Origin of the sequence: Ottowia sp. (assembly GCF_047601385.1) — a bacterium.
GTDB lineage: Bacteria > Pseudomonadota > Gammaproteobacteria > Burkholderiales > Burkholderiaceae_C > Ottowia.
The window spans coordinates 3,432,699-3,455,261 of record NZ_JASGJP010000001.1; the positions used below are offsets into that span (position 1 = coordinate 3,432,699).

A 22,563-nucleotide genomic window follows, 5' to 3' on the forward strand; every position below is an offset into this window, starting at 1 on the left:
GGCGCCGTCGTTCTGTGTGCCGGCTCCTCTTGTCCTATGCCGCACGAAATGGAAAAAGGTATACGCGGAGGTGCCGGTGGTGCCGGCGGCTGGGCGAGCGCATGGCGAACGGAGGTCCGCCCATGAAATTTCCAGACGAATCGGGCTCTAGCGCCCGTCCAGTATGCGCTGGCAGCTATTGAGTCAGGAGTGATCTTGCGGCGGCGGCGGAAGGAGGGTGCGCGCGAGTGACGAAAAGCCCTACGCCCCGATCCAGACCGTCTGCCCCTCGATCCGCACGGTGACGCGGTGCGTGTCGGCCAGCATGCGCAGGGCGCGCGGCAGGTCGTGGACGGGGAAACTGCCGGAGATGCGCAGCGCGCGCTGGGCGGCGCCGACGTGGATGGTCTTGCCGCTGTAGCGGGCCAGTTCGTCCGCCCACTGGGGCAGGGGCATGTCGTCGGCCACCAGCAGGCCCTGGCGCCAGGCGGCGGCGTCTTCGGTGGCGGCAGCGGGGGGGTCGATGCCGTCGCGGGTGAAGCGGGCCTGCTGGCCGGCCTGGAGGGTGAGGTGGCGGGCGGTGTCGGCGTCGTCGGGGCGGATCTGCACGGCGCCTTCGTACACGGCGAGCAGGGTGGCGCCGTCGAACTGGCGCACGGAAAAGCGCGTGCCCAGCGCCAGCAGCCGGCCCTGGGCGGTCTGCACCAGGAAGGGCCGGGCGGGCGATGCGCTGTCGGGCGCGGTGCGGATGTAGACCTCACCCCGGCGCAGGCGCAGCAGGCGCTGGCGGGCGTCGAAGCGCACGTCGAGCGCGGTGTCGGTGTTGAGGCTGATCTGGCTGCCGTCTTCCAGCGCGGCGTCGTGCTGTTCGCCCGTGAGGGCGACGTGGTCGGCGGCCAGCCAGTCGCGCCAGGGCTGGCTGCGCCACAGCAGCCAGCCGGCGGGCGCCAGCAGCAGGGCGGTGGCGATGCCGTGCAGCACGCGGCGGCGCCCTGGCGCATCGCCGGGGCGGCCGAGGGTGGGCTTGGCGATGTCCGGCGGCAGGCCCTGCACGCGCGCCAGCAGGCGTTCGGCGCGGCTCCAGGCGCGCTGGTGTTGGGCGCTCTGGCCGCGCCATTGCGCCAGGCGCTGCTGCTCGGCGGGGTTCAGCGGCGCCTCCTGCATCTGGGCGAGCCATTGGGCGGCTTCTTGCAGGATGCGCGGCTCGATGCCGGGGCCGGCGGCGGCCAGGGGCTCAGTCATCGGCCATCAGGCACAGGCAGGCCAGCCATGCCTTCTGCATGTATTTCTTGATGGTGGGCACGCTCAGGCCCAGGGCGGCGGCGATGTCGCGCTGCTTCAGGCCGTCGAGCTGCGCCATCAGAAACGCCTGCCGCGCGCGAGGGGGCAGGGTGGCCAGCGCGGTATCCACTTCGATCAGGGTCTGCCAGACGATGGCCTGCCGCTCGGGCGAGATGGCTTGCGGCGGCGGCTGGTGAGCCAGCGCCTCCAGGTAGGCCTGTTCCAGCGCGCGGCGGCGGATGTGGCTGACCGCCAGGCCGTTGGCGATGGTGGCGAGGTAGGCGCGAGGCTCGCGCAGCGCCTGCGGGGGCTCACCACGCCGCAGCAGGCGGACGAAGACGTCGTGCGCTACGTCGGCGGCGTCGAATTCGTTGCCCAGGCGGCGCAGCAGCCAGGCCTTGAGCCAGCCCTGGTGGTCGGCGTACAGGACTTGCACGGCCGGGCATGCTGAAGTGGTGGACATGGGGGAGCGGGCGATGCGAGCGAAGGATAAAAATCATTCGCATTATCACGAATCGCGAGCCGGGCCCTGCCGCGACGCCGGGCTCAGGTGACGATCGTCATGCCCATCTCACGCCGGTACCACTCGTGGAAGTGCTGCATGCCGTCTTCCATCGGGCTCTGGTAGGGGCCGACCTCGTTGTCGCCGCGCTGCCACAGGGCCTTGCGGCCGGCGTCCATGCGCTCGGCGATCTCGTCGTCCTCGATGCAGGTCTCCATGTAGGCGGCGCGCTGGGCCTCGACGAACTCGCGCTCGAAGGCGACGATCTCCTCGGGGTAGTAGAACTCCACCATGTTCAGCGTCTTCGTCGGGCTGACCGGGTGCAGCGTGGAAACGGTGAGCACGTGCGGGTACCACTCGACCATGATGTGCGGGTAGTAGGTCAGCCAGATGGCGCCGCGCGTGGGTTTTTCGCCGTTCTGGTAGGCCAGCAGCACCTCGTGCCACTTGCGGTACACGTCGGAGCCCGGCTTGCCGAAGCCGGGCGCCACGCCCACGGTTTGCACCGAGTAGTCGCGGCCGAACTGCCAGGTCAGGTCGTCGCAGGTCACGAAGCTGCCCAGGCCCGGGTGGAAGGGGCCGACGTGGTAGTCCTCCAGGTAGACCTCGATGAAGGTCTTCCAGTTGTAGTTGCACTCGTGCAGCTCCACGTGGTCGAGCGCGTAGCCCTCGAACGAGAGGCTGGCGGCCTCGCCCATGTCTTGCAGGTCGGCCAGCACGTCGCGGCCGTTGTCCTGGAACAGCAGGCCGTTCCACTCGCGCAGCTTGTAGTTGTTGAGGTTCAGGCAGGGGTCGTGCGCGAAGTGCGGCGCGCCCAGCAGCTGGCCGCCGGGCGCGTAGGTCCAGCGGTGCAGCGGGCAGACGATGTTGCCGCCCGCGTGCCCCTTGCCCTGCCCCTGCAATGAGCCGCGCCCCTTCAGCATGACGGCCTGGCGGTGGCGGCACACGTTGGAGATCAGCTCGACTTGTCCCTGCGCGTTGCGCACCAGCGCGCGGCCCTCGGCCTCCTGCGGCAGCGCGAAGTAGTCGCTGGCGTGAGGCACGGCCAGCGCATGGCCGACGTAGCGGGGGCCAGGCTCGAAGATGAGCCTCAGCTCGCGCTCGAACAGCGCCTGGTCGAAGTAGGAATGGACGGAAAGTTGACTTGCCGCCTGCTGTAACTGAAGACTTAAATCAGACATGGTGTATCCGACCTAGAGACTCCCCCTATGAAGGGGCAGGAAGTAAGCGCTTGGCATCCGAGGATATTGGGCGCATGGACCCAGGGCATTTTTCGGCCAAGGGAACCGTCCATTCTACCCTGGCGGGTCTTCGGGGCCTGGGAGCGTTATGTAGGCCGATGCCGCATTCCATTCCCGCAAGGCGCTGCGCTGCGCGGTGCGCACCTAAAATGGACCCTTTGCCCCGCCATGTCCCGCAAAGCTTCCGCCAGCCCTGCCGCGCCCGCCAGCTATGGCGATGCCGTCCAGCAGCTCGAACAGTTGCTGGCGGGGCTCGAATCGGGCCAGTTGCCGCTGGAGGAACTGCTGGCGCAGTACCAGCGCGGCACCGAACTGCTGCGCTACTGCCGCGACCGCCTGCAAGCGGTGGAGGAGCAGGTCAAGGTGCTGGACCAGAACGGCGTCAGACCGTGGAGCGGCGAATGAGCGCCGCCCGGCCGCTCCGAAGGCGCTCGCACCCGCAGCGCGCAGCGCGGAGGGTAGTCCAGTGAGCGCCGCCCGGCCGCTCCGAAGGCGCTCGCACCCGCAGTCCGAAGGACGGAGGGTAGTCCAGTGAGCGCGGCGGACTTTCCTGCCTGGATGGCGGCCCGGCAGGCGCAGGTGGAAGCGGCCCTGTCGCGCTGGGTGCCGGCCGAAACCCCCGCCAGCCTCGGCGAGGCCATGCGCTACGCCGTGCTCGATGGCGGCAAGCGCCTGCGTCCGCTGCTGGTGCTGGCGGCCAGCGAGGCGGTGCAGGGCCACGGCGAAGCCGCGCTGCGCGCGGCCTGCGCGGTGGAGCTGATCCACGCCTATTCATTGGTGCACGACGACCTGCCCTGCATGGACGACGACGTGCTGCGCCGCGGCAAGCCCACGGTGCACGTGCGCTTCGGCGAGGCGCAGGCGCTGCTGGCGGGCGATGCGCTGCAAGCGCTGGCCTTCGATCTGCTCACGCCCGAAGGCGCCGGGGTTCCCGCCGCCATGCAGGCCGAGCTGTGCCGCCTGCTGGCCCGCGCCGCCGGCGTGCAGGGCATGGCCGGCGGGCAGGCGATCGACCTCGCCAGCGTGGGCAAGCCCCTCAGCGAACCCGAGCTGCGCGGCATGCACCAGCTCAAGACCGGCGCCCTGCTGCTGGCCAGCGTGCGCATGGGCGCGGCCTGCGGCGCGGCGGCGCCGGCCGCGCGCGCGGCGCTCGATGACTACGGCGCGGCCATCGGGCTCGCCTTCCAGGTCATTGATGACATCCTCGACGTCACCGCCGATTCGGCGCAGCTCGGCAAGACCGCCGGCAAGGACGCCGCCGCCGACAAGCCGACCTACGTGTCCCTGCTGGGCCTGCCCGCCTCGCAGGCGCTGGCCAGTGAGCTGCACGCCCAGGCGCACCGCGCGCTGGACGGCTGCGGCCTGCCCGCCGTCGCGCACCTGCGCGCGCTGGCCGACATGGTGGTCCAACGCAAGAACTGACATGCCCACGAACCTGCTCGAAACCATCCACGACCCGGCCGACCTGCGGCGCCTGCCGCGCGCGCAGCTCAAGACGCTGGCCGACGAGCTGCGCGCCTGCGTGCTGCACAACGTGTCGAAGACCGGCGGCCATCTCAGCTCCAACCTCGGCACGGTGGAGCTGACCATCGCCCTGCACCACGTCTTCAACACGCCGCACGACCGGCTGGTGTGGGACGTGGGCCACCAGACCTACCCGCACAAGATCCTCACCGGCCGGCGCGAGCGCATGCCCACGCTGCGCCAGCTCGGTGGCATCTCGGGCTTTCCGCGCCGCGACGAGAGCGAGTACGACACCTTCGGCACCGCGCACTCGTCCACCAGCATCTCGGCCGCGCTGGGCATGGCGCTGGCGGCGCGCCAGAAGGGCGAGGACCGCAAGGCGGTGGCCATCATCGGCGACGGCGCCATGACGGCGGGCATGGCCTTCGAGGCGCTGAACAACGCCGGCGTCGAGCGCGACGCCCGCCTGCTGGTGGTGCTGAACGACAACGACATGTCCATCAGCCCGCCCGTCGGCGCGCTGAACCGCTACCTGGCGCAGCTGATGAGCGGCCACTTCTACGCCGCCGCCAAGAACGTCGGCAAAACGGTGCTCGGCCCCGTGCCGCCGCTGTTCGAGCTGGCCAAGCGGCTGGAGCAGCAGGCCAAGGGCATGGTGGTGCCGGCCACGCTGTTCGAGAAGTTCGGCTTCAACTACATCGGCCCGATCGACGGGCACGACCTCGATTCGCTGATCCCCACGCTGGAGAACATCCGCGACCTGATGGCCGACCGCGCCGGTCCGCAGTTCCTGCACGTGGTCACCAAGAAAGGCCAGGGCTACAAGCTGGCCGAGGCCGACCCGGTGGCCTACCACGGGCCGGGCAAGTTCGACCCTGCCGTCGGCCTGGTCAAGCCGGCCACCGCGCCCAAGCAGACCTTCACCCAGGTGTTCGGCCAGTGGCTGTGCGACATGGCGGCGGCGGACGACAAGCTGGTCGGCATCACGCCGGCCATGCGCGAGGGCTCGGGCATGGTCGAGTTCCACCGGCGCTTCCCCAAGCGCTACTACGACGTCGGCATCGCCGAGCAGCACGCCGTCACCTTCGCCGCCGGCCTGGCCTGCGAGGGGCTCAAGCCCGTGGTGGCGATCTACTCCACCTTCCTGCAGCGCGCCTACGACCAGTTGATCCACGACGTGGCGATCCAGAACCTGCCGGTGGTGTTCGCCCTGGATCGCGCCGGCCTGGTGGGCGCCGACGGCGCCACGCACGCGGGCAACTACGACATCGCCTACCTCCGCTGCATCCCCAACCTCAGCGTGGCCTGCCCGGCGGACGAGCGGGAATGTCGCCAACTCCTGAGTACGGCCTATCAGCAAGACCATCCGGTGGCCGTGCGCTACCCGCGCGGTGCCGGCGTGGGGGTGGCGCCGCTGCCGGACCTGAGCGCGCTGCCCTTCGGCAAGGGCGAGATCCGCCGCCAGGGCGAGCGCGTGGCCATTCTGGCTTTCGGCACCTTGCTTTACCCGGCGCTGGAAGCCGCGGAGCGCCTGAACGCCACCGTGGTCAACATGCGCTGGGCCAAGCCGCTCGACGTGGCGCTGATGCTTGATGTGGCGGCCAGGCACGAGTTGCTGGTGACGGTGGAGGAGGGCGCCATCATGGGCGGCGCCGGCAGCGCCGTGGCCGAGGCGCTGCACGCGGCGGGCATGGCCCAGCCGCTGCTGCAATTGGGGCTGCCCGACCAGTTCATCGAACACGGCGACCCCGCCCGGCTGTTGGCCTTGCAGGGGCTCGACGCGACGGGCATCGAGGCTTCGGTGCGCGCGCGGCTGGAGGCCGGCGGCAAGCCGGCCGCTCCGGCGCTGAAAGTGGTGCGCTGACGCGCTCAGCCGGCAACCGTGCCTGCGGGCGTGAAAAACGGTTCCCACGCTCCCACGCCGCGCGTGGTCCGCTGCCCCCTGAGGGGGCTTTTTCATCTTGGGGCGGCCCGGCGATGAAAAATTGCCGCGACCGGGCTGCCCTGGCGCTGGGCAATCCCTAACGAAGAGCCTGCTTACAGGCGGCTACACTCGATACGGCTACGACCCCAAAACTCATAGAGGAGCATTCATTTCATGGATCGTCGTTCATTGGTTAAAGGCGCTGGCGTTGCCGGCGCAGCCGCGGTAGCTGGACTGCTTGCCGCCTGTGGCAAAAAAGAAGAGGCGGCTGCGCCCGCCGCGGCTCCTGCGGCCCCTGCGGCCCCCGCTGTTCATACGGGCGAGACGGTGCGCTGGCGGATGGCTTCCAGCTTTCCGAAGTCGCTGGACACCATCTTCGGTACCGGCGAAGTTTTTGCCAAGGCCGTGAGCGATGCCACGGGCGGCAAGTTCCAGATCTCGGTGCACGCGGGCGGCGAACTGATGCCCGCTTTCGGCGTGGTCGATGGCGTGCAGAACGGGTCGGTGGAGATGGCGCACACCGCGCCCTACTACTTCTACGGCAAGGATCCGACTTTCTGCCTGGGGTGCGCCGTGCCTTTCGGCATGAACACGCGCCAGATGAACGCCTGGATGTACGAGGGCAACGGCCTGAAGCTGATGCGCGAGTTCTACGCCAAATACAACATCATCAACTTCCCGGGCGGGAACACCGGCGCCCAGATGGGCGGCTGGTTCCGCAAGGAAATCAAGACTGTGGGCGACCTCAAGGGCCTGAAATTCCGTACCAACCCCTTTGCCGGCAAGGTGCTGGAACCCTTCGGCGTGATTCCCCAGTCCATCCCGGGCGCTGACCTGTACCCGGCCCTCGAAAAGGGCACGCTGGACGCGCTGGAGTGGGTCGGTCCGTACGACGACCAGAAACTGGGCTTCAACAAGGTCGCGCCGTTCTACTACTACCCCGGCTGGTGGGAGGGCGGCCCGCAACTGGACTTCTACATCAACACCAAGGCGTGGGAAGGATTGTCCGCAGAGTACAAGGCCATCGTGGAGTCGGCCGCCACGCGCGCCAACATCACCATGACGGCGCGGTACGATGCCAAGAACCCGGTCGCGCTCAAGCAACTCGTCGGCAGCGGCACCAAGCTGCGCCCGTTCAGCAACGACATCATGAACGCCGCGTTCAAGTCGGCGCAGCAGATCTACAGCGACCTGAACAACAGCAACCCGGAGTGGAAGAAAATCTACCCCGACTGGTCCAAGTTCCTGGCCGACCAGAACGCCTGGTTCCGCTTCTCCGAGGGCCTGTTCGACCGCTTCATGCAGCAGCAGAAGCTTTGATCTGCGTGCGGCAGGCTGCCTGCCTGTCCATCACCGAAAAAACCGCCGGCGACGGCGGTTTTTTTCTTGCTGCGTGAAGGGTCAGCGGCGGGTGTTCATGATCTGCCTCTGTGCCACTTGCGTGCAGAAGGCCGTGAGCAAGCGCGGGTCGGCGCTGTGAAACCAGGTCATGCCGCCGCCGCGCCGGCGCACCAGCAGGCGCGGCGCGACCACCTGACGCAAGCCGGGAATATCGACCAGCTTGACCGACGCGGCATCGGCCGCGTGCACGCGCTTGTGCCAGACCCAGGTCTGGCTGAGCTCGCCGCCCTCCAGCCGGGTGCGGCTGCGCACGATCCACGCGCCCATCCACAGCACCATCAGCGCGGCGGCGGCGAACAGCGCGAGCCCGCCGGCCGACCATTGCGCTTGCGCGAACCGGGGCGACAGCCACAGGCCGAACAGCACCAGCCCGGCCACCAGAACCGCCGCCAGAGCACGCACGCTGGCCGGGAACGCGGCGCTTTCCAGCGCCTGCGCGTCGTCGTCGCCGCTGCCTTTGGCGAGCGATGGGCGGGCAGTCACTGCGTGGCCGTGGCCGGTGCGCCAGGACTGTCGGATTCCGTTGGCGGCTCCAACGGTGGCGTGGGCAGGTCGCCGAAGGGGTTGTCGTTGTTGGGGGCGCTGCCCGACGGTTCCATCGTCTCGGCCGGAACCTCCAGCGTGATGCTGTCCACGTCCACCACCTTTTCCTTCTTCAGGAAGACCGTGACGGTCTGCGGGAAGAAGATGACGATCACCACCAGCAGCAATTGCAGGGCCACCCAGGGGATGGAGCCCATGTAGATGTCGTTGGACTCGACCTTGCGCGGCAGCTTGCCGGTCTTGAACAGCGTGTCGGCGATGCCGCGCAGGTAGAACAGCGCGAAGCCGAAGGGCGGGTGCATGAACGAGGTCTGCATGTTCACGCACAGCAGCACGCCGAACCACACCATGTCGATGCCCAGCTTGTGCGCCACGGGGCCCAGCAGCGGCAGAATGATGAAGGCGATCTCGAAGAAGTCGAGGAAGAACGCCAGGAAGAACACGAACACGTTGACCGCCAGCAGGAACCCGATCTGCCCGCCGGGCAGGTTCGACAGCATGTGTTCGACCCAGACCGCGCCGTCCACGCCCTGGAACACCAGGGAGAACACGCGCGAGCCGATGAGGATGAACACCACCATGGCCGTCAGGCGCATGGTGCCCTGCATGGCTTCCCACAGCATGGGCCAGTTCAGCCGGCGCGTGAACAGCGCCAGCAGCAGCGCGCCCACGGCGCCCATGGCGCCGGCCTCGGTGGGCGTGGCGATGGCGTGGTCCATGAAGGGCAGGCCGCCCATGGAACCCAGCACCGCGAAGATCAGCAAGGCGGAGGGAATAATGCCGCGCAGGCATTTGCCCCACAGCGCCCAGCCGTGCAGCGTGCGCGCGCTGGGCGGCAGGCCGGGTACCTTGTGGGGCCAGAGGCGGCCGATCAGGAACGTGTAGGCCGCGAAGATCAGCACCTGCAGGATCGAGGGGCCCCAGGCGCCCTTGTACATGTTGCCCACGTCGGTGCCGAGCTGGTCGGCCATCACGATCAGCACCAGCGAGGGCGGCACCAGCTGCGTGATGGTGCCCGAGGCCGCCAGCACGCCGGTGGAATAGCGCATGTCGTAGCCATAGCGCATCATGATGGGCAGCGAGATCATCGCCATGGCGATCACCTGCCCGGCCACGGTGCCGGTGATGGCGCCCAGGACGAAGCCGACGATGATGACCGAGTAGCCCAGGCCGCCGCGCACCGGGCCGAAGAGCTGGCCCATGGAGTCGAGCATGTCCTCGGCCAGGCCGCATTTTTCGAGCACGGCGCCCATGAGGGTGAAGAACGGGATGGCCAGCAGCGTCTCGTTGGCGAGGATGCCGAACACGTTCAGCGGCAGGTTGGCCATGAAGTTGGCCGGGAACCAGCCCATCTCGATGGCGAAGAAGCCGCAGAACAGCCCGAGCGCGGCCAGCGAGAAGGCGACCGGGAACCCGATCAGCATGATGATCACGAGCCCCGCGAACATCAGCGGGGCGAAATTTTCCATGTGCATGTCGTTGTTTCCTGCGGCAGTCGGCTGCGGTCACTGCAGCGGTTTCTCGTAGTGCGTGTCCATCTGGTACGTGCCGCGCAGGTAGAAGATGCGCTTGACGATCTCGGCCACGCCCTGCAGGAACATGAGCCCAAAGCCCACGGGCATCAGCAGCGCCGCCGGCCAGCGGATCAGCCCGCCCACGTTGCCCGACATTTCCCCGGTGTTGAACATGTTCAGGAAGAACGGCCAGGTCAGCCAGGTCAGCAGGCCCATCACCGGCAGCAGGAAGAACAGCAGGCCGAACAGGTCCACGTAGACCGGCCCGTTCCTCTTGAGCTTGCCGTACACCAGGTCCACCCGCACGTGCTCGTTGAGCTTGAGCACCATGGGCGCCGCCAGCATGACCGTGGCGGCGAACAGGTACCACTGGATTTCCAGCCAGGCGTTGGAACTCAGATCGAGCCCATAGCGGATGAAGGCATTGCCGGCGGATATCAGCGCTGCCAGCAGGACGGACCAGGCCGCAAGCTTGCCCAGCGTCGTGCTGAGCCAATCGACGGCTTGCACGAATCCTTTCAAAAGAGGCGGCACGAGGTTCTCCAAGATTTCTGCGCGAATGCCCTGCAGCGGCAAGGCGGCGGAATTGCCGGCGCCAGTCAGCGAGGACTGGCCAAAAGCGAAGCCATTTATTCTAGGGACCGGTGCTCGACTCACCCGATGGGGTAATCCTTAGGCCGCTCGGGAGGCCAGGCCCCCTTTTCGGCGCCTGCCGCTGCCCGAACCGCGTCTTGATCCAATGGGCCCCGCCGGGGTGCGCTGGCTGGTTTCACGCCGACTGCCGGGCTTGGCGTGATGCCGGCCACGGGGCTCCACCCATTGCGGGGCGTGCCAGGCCCGCGCCCGGCGTCAGTCCAGTACCGCCACGCCCTTGATCTGCGCATGGACCGGGCGGCCGGGCGCCAGCGCCAGCGCGTCGGCCGACTTGCGCGTCACCCGCGCCAGCAGCGGCGTGCCGCCCAGATCCAGCGCCACCAGCGTCTGCGCCGGCCCGTCTTCGGCCAGCGACCGCACCGTGGCCGGCAGCACGTTGAGGATGCTGGTGCCCTGCGCGGTGCCGAGCGTCAGGCTGACGTCGCGCGCCTGCACGCGCAGCCGCACGCGCTGGCCCGGCGCGCGCGGCGCGGCGCCCGCCGCCTGCACGCACTGGAGCGTGCCGCCGCCGAAGCGCACGTGCAGCAGATGGTAGGCCGCGTCCAGCGCCGTCACCGTGCCCTCGATCAGCGCGCTGGCGCCGTCGCCGTGCCGGCGCGCCACGTCCAGCCGCGCCAGCAGCTCGGCCGTGGGGCCGTGCGCCGTCACGCGGCCGGCGTCGATCAGCAGCAGGTGGTCGGCCAGCCGCGCCACCTCGTCCAGCGCATGGGTGACGTACAGCATCGGCACGGCCAGCTCGCGCGTCAGGCGCTCGAAGTAGGGCAGCAGCTCGGCCTTGCGCGCGGCGTCGAGCGAGGCCAGCGGCTCGTCCATCAGCAGCAGGCGCGGGCTGGTGGCCAGCGCGCGGGCGATGGCCACGCGCTGGCGCTCGCCGCCCGACAGCTGCGCCGGGCGGCGCGCCAGCAGGTGCCCGATGCCGAGCAGCTCGACGGCCTGCGGCAGCGCCACGCGCCGCTCGGCGGCGGGCACGCGCTTGAGGCCGAAATCGAGGTTGCCCTGCACCGTCAGATGGTCGAACAGGCTCGCTTCCTGGAACACCAGGCCCAGCGGGCGCTGGTGGGTGGGGCGCCAGAGCTGGCGCGCATCGTCCTGCCACACGTCGCCGCCCACGGCCACGCGCCCGGGCGCGGGCCGCGCCAGCCCGGCGACGGCGCGCAGCAGCGTCGTCTTGCCGCAGCCCGAGGGGCCGAACACCGCCGTCACGCCCTGGCCGGGCAGGCGCACGTCCACGTCGAGCGTGAAGCCGCTGCCGGCCTGCACCAGCACGCGCAGCTCGATGCCTTCGTTCGCGGCGGCCGTCATGCGGGCACCTTGCGCGCCTGCGTCAGGTGCAGCGCCAGCAGCACCACGAAGCTGAACGCCAGCATGCCGCCGGCCAGCCAGTGCGCCTGGGCATATTCCAGCGCCTCGACGTGGTCGTAGATCTGCACCGAGATCACGCGCGTCTGGCCCGGGATGTTGCCGCCGATCATCAGCACCACGCCGAACTCGCCCAGCGTGTGGGCGAAGCCCATCACCGCGCCGGTCAGGTAGCCCGGCCGCGCCAGCGGCAGCGCCACGTGCCAGAACGCGTCCAGCGGGCTGGCGCGCAGGGTGGCGGCGGCCTCCAGCGGGCGGCGGCCGAGGGCCTCGAAAGCGTTGACGAGCGGCTGCACCACGAACGGCAGCGAGTAGACCAGTGAGCCGATCAGCAGCCCCGTGAACGAAAAGGCCAGCGTGCCCCAGCCCAGCGCCTGCGTGGCGCGCCCCACCGGGCCGCTGGGCCCCAGCGCCACCAGCAGGTAGAAGCCCAGCACCGAGGGCGGCAGCACCAGCGGCATGGCGACCAGGGTGCGCACCGGCGTGCGCAGCCATCCCAGCCGGCCGGCGCCGCCGCGCGCCAGCCACCAGGCCAGCGGCGTGCCGAGCACGAGCAGGATAGCGGTGGTGGCCAGCGCCAGCTCGATGGAGAGCCGGACGGCGGCGAGGCTGGTGGCGTCGGGCATGGACGTTGAGCGTGCGGTGTTGAGCGAGGGCGGCATCACGCCGAACGCTCAACGCTAAACTTCAAAATTGATAGCTGCTCGCGCTTGCTGCACAAGCGCTGGAGACCTATTTTTCCTTGAAAGGCTTACTTTACGCTGTAGCCGTAGCTGCGGATCAGATCCTTGGTGCGCGGCGAGCGCAGCAGGTCCACCCACGCCTTGGCCGCCGCGTTGCCTTGCGCGCGCTTGAGCATGACGGCGTCTTGCACGATGGGCGCGTGCAGGCTGCCTGGCACCAGCCACATCGAGCCGCCCTTGAGCCTGCCGCCGTCCAGCACCTGCGACAGCGCGACGAAGCCCAGATCGGCGTTGCCGGTGGCGATGAAGCCGTAGGTCTGGCCGATGCTCTCGCCCGTGACCAGCTTGGGTTGCAGCGTGGCTTGCAGGCCGAGCTTGTTCATGGCTTCGACCGCAGCCGCGCCATAGGGCGCGTTCTTGGGGTTGGCGATGGCGAGCTTGTTGAAGCCGCCGCCCTTGAGCACCTCGCCCTTGTCGTCGACGAAGCCGGGCTTGGCGGACCACAGCACCAGCTGGCCGGTGGCGTAGGTGAAGCGGGTGCCGGGCACGGCGTCGCCCTCCTGCTCCAGCCGCGCGGGGCGCTCGTCGTCGGCCGACAGGAAGACGTCGAACGGCGCGCCGTTCTTGATCTGCGTGTAGAACGCACCCGAAGCGCCGAACGACAGCTTGGCCTCGTGCCCCGTGGTCTTCTCCAGCACGGCGGCCAGCGCCTTGGCCGGCTCGGTGAAGTTGGCCGCCACCGCCACCTGGACGGTGCCGGCGTGCGCGCACCACGACAGCGCCAGCGCGGCGGCGAGGGTGGGCAGGGTGCGGATGGGGCGCATGGGTGGACTTTCCTCGGGGCCGGCGTGGAGCGCCGGATGCGTTATTCAATAAATGGATAACGAGTCTAACGCAGAGCCTGGAGAAGCCGGCGGAATCGAAGCGCGCCGGGGCGACAATCGGCGACATGACGAAACAGCCGCTGTCCGCCGCCAGCCTGGGCTACGGCCAGGCCGACAAGCGCATCCTGGTCCTGCAACTGGTGGGGGCGCACGGCTCCATCTCGCAGGCCGCGCGGGTGGCCGGCATCAGTTACAAGGCCGCCTGGCAGGCCCTCCACACGCTCACCAACCTGGCTGGCGAGGCGCTGGTCGATTCCAGCGTGGGCGGGCAGGGCGGCGGCGGCGCGCGCCTGACGCCGGCGGGCGCGCGCCTGCTGGCGGCGGCCGGCCAGTTGCAGGCCGCGCGCCGGGGTGTGCTGGCGCGCGTCAACGGCGCCGCCAGCCCGGCGCTGGCCGGGCCGCGCACCAGCATGCGCAATCACCTGCGCTGTGTGGTGCATCGGCTGGAAAGCGCCGGCGCGCGCGACCCGATGGTGCGCGTGGTGCTGGCGCTGGACGGCGGGGGCGAGCTGGCCTCGCTCATCACGCGCGAGAGCGCCGAGCTGCTGGGGCTGGCCAACGGGCTGCCCGTGCTGGCGCTGTGCAAGGCCACGGTGGTGCGCGTGTCGGCCCCTGCGTCCGGGGATGGGCCAGCAGGCGAAGGCGCCAACCTGCTGCACGGGCGCGTGCTGCGCGCCTCGCGCGGCGTGCAGCGCGACGAGATGGTCGTCACGCTGGAGGGCAGCGGGATGCAGCTGGTGGGTTTCGCCGCGCGGCCCAACCGCCTGCGTGCCGGCAGCCGGGTGTGCGCGCAGGTGGAGGAGCGCGCGGTGGTGGTCGCGCTGGCTTCCTGACGCTGCGCGCCTCGAAGATCCGAATAAAAAAAGCCTCTAGCGCCCGTCCATCAAGCGCTGGCAGCTCTTTTTATTGTAGCGTTGGTGCGCTCAGAACGGCGGGCCGTCCGCGCCGGTCGCCGCCGTCGCCTGGGCGGTCGCCGCCGTCGCCTCGGCCTCGCCGCCCAGGGCGTCGATCAGGTCGGCGACGAGGGCGCTCAGCTCGCCGGTGGCGAGCGCGGCGTCGGCGTCGAAGCGCTCGTCCTTGGTGGTGGCCGCGCCTTCCTCGAACACGCCCTCCTGGAAGGCGATCTTCTTCAGTTGCAGCGCCTGCGTCAGCACGAAGCCGACGCGGCCCTGCCAGCCCAGCGCCAGTTTGGTCGGCAGCTTGCCTTCGGCCACGTGCTTGCGCACCTCGTCGGTGGCGAGGTCGTGGCGCGTGAACTTGACCACGGCCGGTTCGTCGCCGCTGCCTTTCAGCTCGCACTCGCGCTCGACGTGGAAGGCGCCCGGCAACTCGTCAGCGGATTCGGCGGCCAGCCAGCCGGCCATCGCCGCCTGCGGCGAGCGCGCCGTTTGCAGCAGGCCGATGGCGAAGCCCTGGCCGGCCACGCGCACCAGGCTGGCGATGACCTCGTCGGCCTTGCCCTGACTGCCCGCGTCCAGCGCCAGCCAGCGCTCGCGCGGGTTCAGCCACACGGCCAGTTCGCCGCGGCGCGGGAAGGCCTGCGGCAGCAGGGCCAGCAGGGCGTCGTCGCGCAGGTCGCGCAACTCCTTCTTGCCGGGCTTGCGGCCGCTGGTCTTCTCGATCTGCGCGGCCGCCTCCTGCACCTTGCGGCGCACGGCGTCGCCGGGCACGGCCTTGGTTTCGATGGCGAAGCGGGCGATCCACTGGCCGTCGATGGCCTCGACCAGGGCACCGTGCGCCTCGCCGCGCGGCGGCACCCAGCCGGTGGACTTCTGTTGCGTGGGGCTGCACTCGGCGAAGGGCTCGCGCGCCAGCGCGGCTTCGAGTTGCTCGGCGGAGGTCGGCCAGTCCGGGCCGACGCGGTAGATCATGAGGTTCTTGAACACGGCGCCGGATTGTAGGGCGCGCGTCCTCGGCGCTCAGTGCTCCTTGCCCATCATGGCATCGGGCAGGAAGGTGACGATCTCCGGGAACACCGTGATGATGGCGATGCAGGCCACGAGGCAAAGAAAGAACGGGATCGCCGCCTTGGCGATGACGTTGCTGTCCTTGCCGGTCATGTTCTGCAGCACGAAGAGGTTGAAGCCCACCGGCGGCGTGACCTCGGCGATCTCCACCAGCAGCACGATGAAGATGCCGAACCACACCAGGTCGAACCCGGCCTTCTGGATCATGGGCAGCACCACCGCGCTGGTCAGCACGATCATGCTGATGCCGTCCAGCGCCGTGCCGAGCACCAAATACACCAGCACCAGCGCGCCGATCAGCGCGTAGGGCGACAGGTGCATGCCTTCGACCCATTCCGCCAGTTCGCGCGGAATGCCGGTGAAGGCCATCGTCTTGGTGAGGAAGGCGGCGCCGGCCAGGATGAACATGATCATGCAGCTGGTGCGCGTGGCGCCCATCAGCCCATCCTTGAAGGCTTGCCAGGTCAGGCTGCGGCCCCACGCCGCGATGGCCAGCGAGCCCAGCGCGCCGAAGGCCGCGCATTCGGTGGCGGTGGCCCAGCCGGCCACCAGCACCCAGACGATGAAGATGATGAGCAGCGCGCAGGGGATCAGGTTGCCGGAAGCCTTGACCTTCTGCATGAAGCTCATCGGCGGGTCGGCCGGCGGCACCTGGTCGGGGTGGCGCAGGCTCCACCAGCCGATGTAGCCGGAGAACAGCAGCATCAGCAGCAGCCCGGGCAGGAAGCCGGCCAGGAAGATGCGGATGATGGAGGCGTCGGCCGCCACCGCGTACACCACCATGGTGATCGAGGGCGGGATCAGGATGCCCAGCGTGCCGGCGGTGGCCAATGAGCCGATGGCCAGGTTCTCGTTGTAGCCGCGGCGCTTCAGCTCGGGCAGCGCGACCTTGGAGATGGTGGCGCAGGTGGCCGCCGATGACCCTGATACCGAGCCGAACACACCGCAACCCAGGATGGTGGTGTGCATCAGCCGCCCGGGCACGCGGTTGAGCCAGGGGCGCAGGCCCTCGAACATCTCCTCCGACAGGCGCGTGCGGAACAGGATCTCGCCCATCCAGATGAACAGCGGCAGCGCCGCCAGCTCCCAACTGGCGTTGCTTTCCCAGAAGGCGGAGAACAGGTTCTTGCCCGGCAGCGTGTTGGTGAAGAAAGCCTGGCCCACCCAGCCGACGATGGCCAGCGTCATGGCGATCCACACGCCGCCGGCCAGCAGAACCAGCATGATGCCCAGCAGCATCGCGCCCATGAGCAGGTTGTCGGTCATGGTCTTGCTTCAGATGTCGGAAGAGAAGTCGCCGGCGGCGTGGCGTTCTTCCACCGCGCGCTGGTAGCTGGGCTTGCCGCCGCGCAGCACGCCCGCCAGCTCATCGACGAGCGCGACGAGGAACAGCCAGCAGCCGACGACGAACACGCTCTGCGGGATCCAGATGGGGATGACCACCAGGCCGGTGGCCATCTCGGCGAATGCGTAGCTTTCCCAGGTGAAGGCGGTGGCCCACCAGGTGAGGTAGCCGACCGAAACCAGCGCGATCAACAGGCACGCCACATCGGCCACGCGGCGGGCGGCCGAGGGCAGTTTCTCCAGCAGCAGCGTCACCCGCACGAAGTCGCCGTGGCGGAAGGCGTGCGCCATGGCGAAGAACGAGGCCGCCGCGCACAGCCAGGCCACGATGTCGTTGACGCCGCTGACCCGCCAGTTCATCTGCCGGCCCACGCCTGCCCAGATCATCAGCAGGAAGATGAGGAAGACGCACAGCGCGCCCAGGGCGCCGGCGCCGTCGTAAAGGCGGTCGAGAAAGCGGCGCATGTCTCGGGTTCCGCGCGCGGCGTCAGGGCTTCTTGAAGGCTTCGATGATGGCCGCGCCATCGGCGCCCGCCGCCTTGAGCCAGTCGGCCTGCATGACCTCGCCGACCTTGCGCATGTCGGCCTGCAACTGGGCCGAGGGCTTGTGGATCGTCATGCCGCGCTCGGCCAGCAGCTTCTTGTATTCCTCGTTCTTGTCCTGTGCGACCTTCCAGCCGCGTGCTTCGGCGGTGGCGGCAGCCTTCAGCACCGCGTCCTTGGTGGCGGCATCCAGGGCGTCGAAGGACTTGGCGTTGACCAGCACCGCGTTCTTGGGGATCCACGCCTGCGTGTCGTAGAAGTGCTTGATGCTCTCGTACGTCTTGGTGTCGTAGCCGGTGGAACCGGAACTCATGTACGACTCGACCGCGCCGGTGGCCATGGCGGCGCTCAGCTCGGCCTGCTGGATCTGCACCGGCTGCGCGCCCACCAGTTCGGCGATGCGCGCGGTGGCAGGGCTGTAGGCGCGCCACTTCACGCCTTTCAGGTCGGCGGCGGAGTTGATCTCCTTCTTGATGTAGATGCCCTGTGGCGCCCAGGGCACCATGAACAGGATCTCTGATGCCCTGCGCGGCCAGCAGCTTCTCCATTGGCGCCTTGGAGACGTCGTAGAGCTTTTTGGATTCGGCGAAGGTGGTGGCCAGGAAGGGCACGCCGTCCAGTGCGTAGATCGGGTTCTCGTTGGCGAAATTGGCCAACAGGATTTCGCCGGCCTGCGCCTGGCCGCTTTGCACGGCCCGCTTGATCTCGGGCGCCTTGAACAGCGACGCGTTGGCGTGCACCGTGATCTTCAGCTTGCCGCCGGTGGCCGCGTCCACGTCCTTGGCGAACTGGACGATGTTCTCGGTGTGGTAGTTGGCCGGCGGGTAGGCCGTGGGCAAATCCCACTTGGCCTGGGCGAGAGCGCTGCCGGCGGCCAGTGCCAGGGTGGCGGCGGCGAGCGGGAGAAACGGGCGACGCATCATGTGAACTCCAGTGAAGACGAGGGTGCGTGGATTGTGGGAGACATCGGCATGGATGATGCTTAGGGCTTGCCCGCAGCGTGTCGGGCACGTCTGCAGCCTTCCTACAATGGACCCACGCAATATTGGTGCCACCTTCCATGCAGACCTCATTTTCCAACCGCTGGCAGTTCTGGATCGATCGTGGCGGCACGTTCACCGACATCGTGGCGCGGCGGCCTGACGGCGCCATCGTCACGCACAAGCTGTTGTCCGAGAACCCGGAGCACTACCGCGACGCGGCGGTGGCCGGCATCCGCCACCTGCTGGGCCTGAGGCCCGGCGAGCCGATCACGCCCGAACTGGTGGAGTGCGTGAAGATGGGCACCACCGTGGCCACCAATGCACTTTTGGAGCGCAAGGGCGAGCCGACGCTGCTGGTCACCACGCAGGGCTTTCGCGACGGCCTGCGCATCGCCTACCAGAATCGGCCGCGCCTGTTCGACCGCCACATCGTGCTGCCGGAGCTGCTGTACGCCGCCGTGGTGGAGGCCGACGAGCGCGTGGGCGCGCAGGGCGAGCTGGTGCGCCCGCTCCATGAAGCGCGGCTGCGGCGCGATCTGCAGGCGCAGCACGCCGCCGGGCTGCGCAGCGTGGCCATCGTCTTCATGCACGGCTACCGTTACACCGAGCACGAGCAGGCGGCGGCGCGCATCGCGCGCGAGGTCGGCTTCACGCAGGTCAGCACCAGCCACGCCACCAGCCCGATGATGAAGTTCGTCAGCCGTGGCGACACCACGGTGGTCGATGCCTACCTCTCGCCGATCCTGCGCCGCTACGTCGAGCAGGTGGCGGCTGAGATGCCGGGCGTGCGGCTGTTCTTCATGCAGTCCTCGGGCGGGCTGACGGATGCGCACGCCTTCCAGGGCAAGGACGCCATCCTCTCCGGCCCGGCCGGCGGCATCGTGGGCATGGCGCGCACGGCGGAAATTGCCGGGCACGACAAGGTGATCGGCTTCGACATGGGCGGCACTTCCACTGACGTGAGCCACTACGCCGGCCAGTTCGAGCGCGAGTTCGAGACCCAGGTGGCCGGCGTGCGCATGCGCGCGCCGATGATGAGCATCCACACGGTGGCGGCCGGCGGCGGCTCCATCCTGCAGTTCGACGGCGCGCGCTTCCGCGTCGGCCCCGAGAGCGCCGGCGCCAATCCCGGCCCGGCCAGCTACCGGCGCGGCGGCCCGCTGGCCGTGACCGACGCCAACGTGATGGTCGGCAAGCTCCAGCCGGCGCATTTCCCCAAGGTGTTCGGCCCGCGTGCCGACGAGGCGCTGGATGGCGACGTGGTACGCGCCAAATTCGCCGACATCGCCGCGCCGACCGGCCGCGCGCCCGAGGACGTGGCGAACGGTTTCATCCAGATCGCCGTGCAGCAGATGGCCAACGCCATCAAGAAGATCAGCGTGGCGCGCGGCTACGACGTGACGCGCTACACGCTGCAATGCTTCGGCGGCGCCGGCGGCCAGCACGCCTGCCTGGTGGCCGACGCGCTGGGCATGACGCGCGTGCTGGTGCACCCGCTGGCCGGCGTGCTGTCGGCCTACGGCATGGGCCTGGCCGACCAGAACGTGATGCGCGAAACAGCGGTCGAGCTGCCGCTGGCGCCCGAGCACATCGGCCCTCTGCGCGACGCGCTGGGCGAGCTGGCGCTGGCTGCGCGCCGCGAACTGGAGCGCCAGCAGGTCAGCCGCGCGGCCGTGCGCGTGCTGCACCGTGCGCACGTGCGCTACGAGGGCACGGACTCGGCGCTGATCGTGCCGTTCCCCGATCTGCGCGGCGGTGATATGAGTGACGAGGCGGTGATGGGCCACGTGACCGAGGGCTTCGAAGCCGCCTACCGCCAGCGCTTCGCCTTCCTGATGCAGGGCAAGGCGCTGGTCGTGGAGGCGGTGTCGGTCGAGGCCGTGGTGGCTGGCGATGCGCCACGCGAAGACGCCCACCCGCTGCACCCCGTGCGCCCGGCGCCGCGCCGCGATACCGTGCGCATGTACACGGCCGGCGCGGACGGCCAGCCGGCCTGGCACGACGCGGCGCTGATCGTGCGCGAGGACCTGCGCCCGGGCGACGCCATCGACGGCCCGGCCATCATCGCCGAGCAGAACGCCACCACCGTGGTGGAGCCTGGCTGGCGCGCCAGCCTGACGGCGCTGGACCACATCGTGCTGGACCGCATCGCGCCGCGCGCCCTGCGGTTCGCCGCCGGCACCACGGTGGACCCGGTGCTGCTGGAGGTGTTCAACAACCTGTTCATGAACATCGCCGAGCAGATGGGGCTGCAATTGCAGAACACCGCCTACTCGGTCAACATCAAGGAGCGGCTGGACTTCAGCTGCGCGCTGTTCGACGCCGAGGGCAACCTGATCGCCAACGCGCCGCACATGCCGGTGCACTTGGGATCAATGGGCGAGAGCATCAAGACCGTGATCCGCGAAAACGCCGGCCGCATGCAGCGCGGCGACGTGTACGCGCTGAACGACCCCTACCACGGCGGCACGCACCTGCCCGACGTGACGGTGATCACGCCCGTGTATCTGGACGGCGCGCCCGAGCCGATCTTCTACGTCGGCAGCCGCGGCCACCAGGCCGACATCGGCGGCATCACGCCCGGATCGATGCCACCCTTCTCGACCCGCATCGAGGAGGAGGGCGTGCAGATCGATAACTTCAAGCTGGTCGATCGCGGAACCCTGCGCGAGAAAGAGGTGCTGGCGCTGCTGGCGAGCGGCGAATACCCCAGCCGCAACCCGCAGCAGAACCTGGCCGACCTGAAGGCGCAGATCGCCGCCAACGAGAAGGGCGTGCAGGAGCTGCGCAGGATGGTGCAGCAGTTCGGCCTGGACGTGGTGCAAGCCTACATGCGCCACGTGCAGGACAACGCCGAGGAATCGGTGCGCCGCGCCATCACCCGCCTGGCCGCGCGTCTGAAGAGCGACCAGTTCACTCTGCCGCTGGACAACGGCGCGCAGATCCGGGTGGCGGTGTCGCTCGACGGCGCGGCGCGCGCGGCGCGCATCGACTTCAGTGGCACCAGCGCGCAGCAGCTCAACAACTTCAACGCACCCACGGCGGTGTGCATGGCGGCGGTGCTGTACGTGTTCCGCATGCTCGTCGATGACGACATTCCGCTCAACGCCGGGTGCCTGAAGCCCATCGAGGTGGTGATCCCCGACGGCTGCATGCTGCGCCCGCACCCGCCGGCCAGCGTGGTGGCGGGCAACGTGGAGACTTCCACCTGCATCACCAACGCCCTCATCGGCGCGCTGGGGCTGATGGGCGCCAGCCAGTGCACGGTGAACAACTTCACCTTCGGCAACGCGCGCCACCAGTACTACGAAACCATCTCCGGCGGCTCGGGCGCGGGCGGCGTGTTCGACGACGAGGGGCGGCTGGTGGGCGGCTTCCCAGGCACCAGCGTCGTGCAGACGCACATGACCAATTCGCGCATGACCGACCCTGAGGTGCTGGAGTGGCGCTTCCCGGTGCGGCTGGAGAGCTACGAGATCCGCGCCGGTTCGGGCGGCACCGGCCGCTGGCCGGGCGGCGACGGCGGCGTGCGGCGCCTGCGCTTTCTGGAGCCGATGACGGCCAGCATCCTCAGCAACGGCCGCGTGCGCGGCGCCTTCGGCATGGCCGGCGGCGGCGCCGGCGTGGTGGGCATCAACCGCGTGGTGCGGGCAGACGGCACGGTGGAGGAACTGGGGCACATCGGCAGCGCCGAGATGCAGCCCGGAGACATTTTCGAGATCCACACGCCGGGTGGCGGCGGGTTTGGCGAGCCAATTGCCAAATCGGCCTCCAGCGCTTGACTGGCGGGCGCCGGCAGCTATCTATTTGATAGTTTTGTCAAAAAACGGCACGCCCGAGCGTGCCGCTCCATCGAGCCTCAGCCCGTCACGGCTTGGCTGGGGCCTTGTCCGCCGCCTTGGCTTGGGTCTTGGCCTTGGGCTCCTTCGCGGCCTTGGCCGCGGCGCCGGCATAGGCCGCGCCGTTGACCGTCATCCCTTCGGCGGAGAACCGGGCCGCGCTCTTGTCGCCGACGCCTTTGACGCGCGCGATCAGGTCGCTCCAGTCCTTGAAGCTGCCCTTCTTGCGCTCGTCGAGGATCCTGCTCGACAGGCTGGGCCCGATGCCCTTGACGCTGTCCAGATCGGCCGCCGTGGCGGTGTTGACATCCACCGCGGCGAACGAAACGGCGGCATAGAACAGGGCCAGCACGGCCAGAAGCTTCTTGAACATGGGACATCCCTCCTGAGGACTGGTGGTCGAAACCGGCGGAAACCTGCCGGCGAGGCTCTCGCCCAACGGGTCGTAGCCCGCGGCG

19 protein-coding genes and 1 pseudogene are annotated in these 22,563 nt (G+C 69.2%); 6 read left to right on the forward strand and 14 right to left on the reverse strand.

Annotation, left to right across the window (positions count from 1 at the left end; genetic code table 11):
- Window positions 1-240: 240 nt before the first annotated feature.
- From QM772_RS16625 to QM772_RS16635, 3 genes are all read right to left on the reverse strand, one after another.
- Window positions 241-1,221 carry a FecR family protein gene (locus QM772_RS16625; RefSeq protein WP_415138416.1) on the reverse strand — a complete coding sequence of 327 codons (981 nt, stop codon included), beginning with the start codon at window positions 1,219-1,221 and terminating at the stop codon, window positions 241-243.
- On the reverse strand, window positions 1,214-1,723 hold the full coding sequence (locus QM772_RS16630) for a sigma-70 family RNA polymerase sigma factor (RefSeq protein WP_415138418.1): 510 nt from the start codon (window positions 1,721-1,723) through the stop codon (window positions 1,214-1,216). Before QM772_RS16630 ends, QM772_RS16625 begins: the two co-directional genes overlap by 8 nt.
- A gap of 83 nt (window positions 1,724-1,806) precedes the next feature.
- A complete protein-coding gene (locus tag QM772_RS16635; RefSeq protein ID WP_415138420.1) occupies window positions 1,807-2,943 on the reverse strand; it encodes an aromatic ring-hydroxylating oxygenase subunit alpha in 1,137 nt (378 codons plus the stop codon).
- Between the two features lie 228 nt (window positions 2,944-3,171).
- Between QM772_RS16635 and xseB the strand changes: the two genes are divergently transcribed.
- From xseB to QM772_RS16655, 4 genes are all read left to right on the forward strand, one after another.
- On the forward strand, window positions 3,172-3,408 hold the full coding sequence (gene xseB / locus QM772_RS16640) for an exodeoxyribonuclease VII small subunit (protein WP_415138422.1): 237 nt from the start codon (window positions 3,172-3,174) through the stop codon (window positions 3,406-3,408).
- A 153-nt stretch (window positions 3,409-3,561) separates the two neighbouring features.
- On the forward strand, window positions 3,562-4,425 hold the full coding sequence (locus QM772_RS16645; RefSeq protein ID WP_415139636.1) for a polyprenyl synthetase family protein: 864 nt from the start codon (window positions 3,562-3,564) through the stop codon (window positions 4,423-4,425).
- Between the two features lies 1 nt (window position 4,426).
- Window positions 4,427-6,331: a 1-deoxy-D-xylulose-5-phosphate synthase gene (gene dxs / locus QM772_RS16650; protein ID WP_415138424.1), complete on the forward strand. Its 1,905-nt coding sequence runs from the start codon at window positions 4,427-4,429 to the stop codon at window positions 6,329-6,331.
- A gap of 234 nt (window positions 6,332-6,565) precedes the next feature.
- Entirely contained in the window at window positions 6,566-7,711 is a 1,146-nt protein-coding gene (locus tag QM772_RS16655) for a TRAP transporter substrate-binding protein (protein ID WP_415138426.1), read from the forward strand.
- An 81-nt stretch (window positions 7,712-7,792) separates the two neighbouring features.
- Here the strand turns inward: QM772_RS16655 and QM772_RS16660 are convergent, their stop codons facing one another.
- From QM772_RS16660 to modA, 6 genes are all read right to left on the reverse strand, one after another.
- Complete coding sequence (locus tag QM772_RS16660) at window positions 7,793-8,275, reverse strand: hypothetical protein (protein ID WP_415138428.1); 483 nt, start codon at window positions 8,273-8,275, stop codon at window positions 7,793-7,795.
- Window positions 8,272-9,810, reverse strand: a complete 1,539-nt coding sequence (locus QM772_RS16665; protein WP_415138430.1) for a TRAP transporter large permease — start codon at window positions 9,808-9,810, stop codon at window positions 8,272-8,274. Before QM772_RS16665 ends, QM772_RS16660 begins: the two co-directional genes overlap by 4 nt.
- A 30-nt stretch (window positions 9,811-9,840) precedes the next feature.
- Complete coding sequence (locus tag QM772_RS16670) at window positions 9,841-10,383, reverse strand: TRAP transporter small permease subunit (protein WP_415138432.1); 543 nt, start codon at window positions 10,381-10,383, stop codon at window positions 9,841-9,843.
- A gap of 315 nt (window positions 10,384-10,698) precedes the next feature.
- A complete protein-coding gene (gene modC / locus QM772_RS16675; protein WP_415138434.1) occupies window positions 10,699-11,805 on the reverse strand; it encodes a molybdenum ABC transporter ATP-binding protein in 1,107 nt (368 codons plus the stop codon).
- Window positions 11,802-12,488, reverse strand: coding sequence for a molybdate ABC transporter permease subunit (gene modB, locus QM772_RS16680; RefSeq protein ID WP_415138436.1), 687 nt, complete (start codon window positions 12,486-12,488; stop codon window positions 11,802-11,804). Before modB ends, modC begins: the two co-directional genes overlap by 4 nt.
- A 125-nt stretch (window positions 12,489-12,613) precedes the next feature.
- Complete coding sequence (modA, locus tag QM772_RS16685) at window positions 12,614-13,369, reverse strand: molybdate ABC transporter substrate-binding protein (RefSeq protein ID WP_415138438.1); 756 nt, start codon at window positions 13,367-13,369, stop codon at window positions 12,614-12,616.
- Window positions 13,370-13,494: 125 nt separating this feature from the next.
- Here modA and QM772_RS16690 point away from each other — a divergent pair, with 125 nt between their 5' ends.
- Window positions 13,495-14,262 (forward strand): TOBE domain-containing protein, encoded by a 768-nt coding sequence (locus tag QM772_RS16690; protein WP_415138440.1) that lies wholly within the window; start codon window positions 13,495-13,497, stop codon window positions 14,260-14,262.
- Window positions 14,263-14,352: 90 nt separating this feature from the next.
- Here QM772_RS16690 and QM772_RS16695 read toward each other — a convergent pair whose 3' ends face one another.
- From QM772_RS16695 to QM772_RS16710, 4 genes and pseudogenes are all read right to left on the reverse strand, one after another.
- The gene (locus tag QM772_RS16695; RefSeq protein WP_415138442.1) at window positions 14,353-15,315 is read right to left on the reverse strand and encodes a recombination-associated protein RdgC; all 963 of its coding nucleotides are present in this window, start codon (window positions 15,313-15,315) and stop codon (window positions 14,353-14,355) included.
- 33 nt (window positions 15,316-15,348) lie between these two features.
- Complete coding sequence (locus QM772_RS16700; RefSeq protein ID WP_415138444.1) at window positions 15,349-16,662, reverse strand: TRAP transporter large permease; 1,314 nt, start codon at window positions 16,660-16,662, stop codon at window positions 15,349-15,351.
- 9 nt (window positions 16,663-16,671) lie between these two features.
- Entirely contained in the window at window positions 16,672-17,205 is a 534-nt protein-coding gene (locus QM772_RS16705; RefSeq protein ID WP_415138446.1) for a TRAP transporter small permease, read from the reverse strand.
- A gap of 22 nt (window positions 17,206-17,227) precedes the next feature.
- Window positions 17,228-18,206 (reverse strand): annotated as a pseudogene (locus tag QM772_RS16710) (TRAP transporter substrate-binding protein).
- A 137-nt stretch (window positions 18,207-18,343) separates the two neighbouring features.
- On the opposite strand from QM772_RS16710, the gene QM772_RS16715 reads away from it, so the two are divergent.
- Window positions 18,344-22,048: a hydantoinase B/oxoprolinase family protein gene (locus QM772_RS16715; protein WP_415138448.1), complete on the forward strand. Its 3,705-nt coding sequence runs from the start codon at window positions 18,344-18,346 to the stop codon at window positions 22,046-22,048.
- A gap of 85 nt (window positions 22,049-22,133) precedes the next feature.
- Here QM772_RS16715 and QM772_RS16720 read toward each other — a convergent pair whose 3' ends face one another.
- Entirely contained in the window at window positions 22,134-22,478 is a 345-nt protein-coding gene (locus tag QM772_RS16720; RefSeq protein WP_415138450.1) for a ComEA family DNA-binding protein, read from the reverse strand.
- Window positions 22,479-22,563: the final 85 nt, after the last annotated feature.

Bases quoted from the DNA above. Each gene is read 5' to 3' on its own strand.
- QM772_RS16625 (WP_415138416.1), bottom strand. From the start codon at position 1,221: ATGACTGAGCCCCTGGCCGCCGCCGGCCCCGGCATCGAGCCGCGCATC.
- QM772_RS16630 (WP_415138418.1), bottom strand. From the start codon at position 1,723: ATGTCCACCACTTCAGCATGCCCGGCCGTGCAAGTCCTGTACGCCGAC.
- QM772_RS16635 (WP_415138420.1), bottom strand. From the start codon at position 2,943: ATGTCTGATTTAAGTCTTCAGTTACAGCAGGCGGCAAGTCAACTTTCC.
- xseB (WP_415138422.1), top strand. From the start codon at position 3,172: ATGTCCCGCAAAGCTTCCGCCAGCCCTGCCGCGCCCGCCAGCTATGGC.
- QM772_RS16645 (WP_415139636.1), top strand. From the start codon at position 3,562: ATGGCGGCCCGGCAGGCGCAGGTGGAAGCGGCCCTGTCGCGCTGGGTG.
- dxs (WP_415138424.1), top strand. From the start codon at position 4,427: ATGCCCACGAACCTGCTCGAAACCATCCACGACCCGGCCGACCTGCGG.
- QM772_RS16655 (WP_415138426.1), top strand. From the start codon at position 6,566: ATGGATCGTCGTTCATTGGTTAAAGGCGCTGGCGTTGCCGGCGCAGCC.
- QM772_RS16665 (WP_415138430.1), bottom strand. From the start codon at position 9,810: ATGCACATGGAAAATTTCGCCCCGCTGATGTTCGCGGGGCTCGTGATC.
- modC (WP_415138434.1), bottom strand. From the start codon at position 11,805: ATGACGGCCGCCGCGAACGAAGGCATCGAGCTGCGCGTGCTGGTGCAG.
- modB (WP_415138436.1), bottom strand. From the start codon at position 12,488: ATGCCCGACGCCACCAGCCTCGCCGCCGTCCGGCTCTCCATCGAGCTG.
- modA (WP_415138438.1), bottom strand. From the start codon at position 13,369: ATGCGCCCCATCCGCACCCTGCCCACCCTCGCCGCCGCGCTGGCGCTG.
- QM772_RS16690 (WP_415138440.1), top strand. From the start codon at position 13,495: ATGACGAAACAGCCGCTGTCCGCCGCCAGCCTGGGCTACGGCCAGGCC.
- QM772_RS16700 (WP_415138444.1), bottom strand. From the start codon at position 16,662: ATGACCGACAACCTGCTCATGGGCGCGATGCTGCTGGGCATCATGCTG.
- QM772_RS16705 (WP_415138446.1), bottom strand. From the start codon at position 17,205: ATGCGCCGCTTTCTCGACCGCCTTTACGACGGCGCCGGCGCCCTGGGC.
- QM772_RS16715 (WP_415138448.1), top strand. From the start codon at position 18,344: ATGCAGACCTCATTTTCCAACCGCTGGCAGTTCTGGATCGATCGTGGC.
- QM772_RS16720 (WP_415138450.1), bottom strand. From the start codon at position 22,478: ATGTTCAAGAAGCTTCTGGCCGTGCTGGCCCTGTTCTATGCCGCCGTT.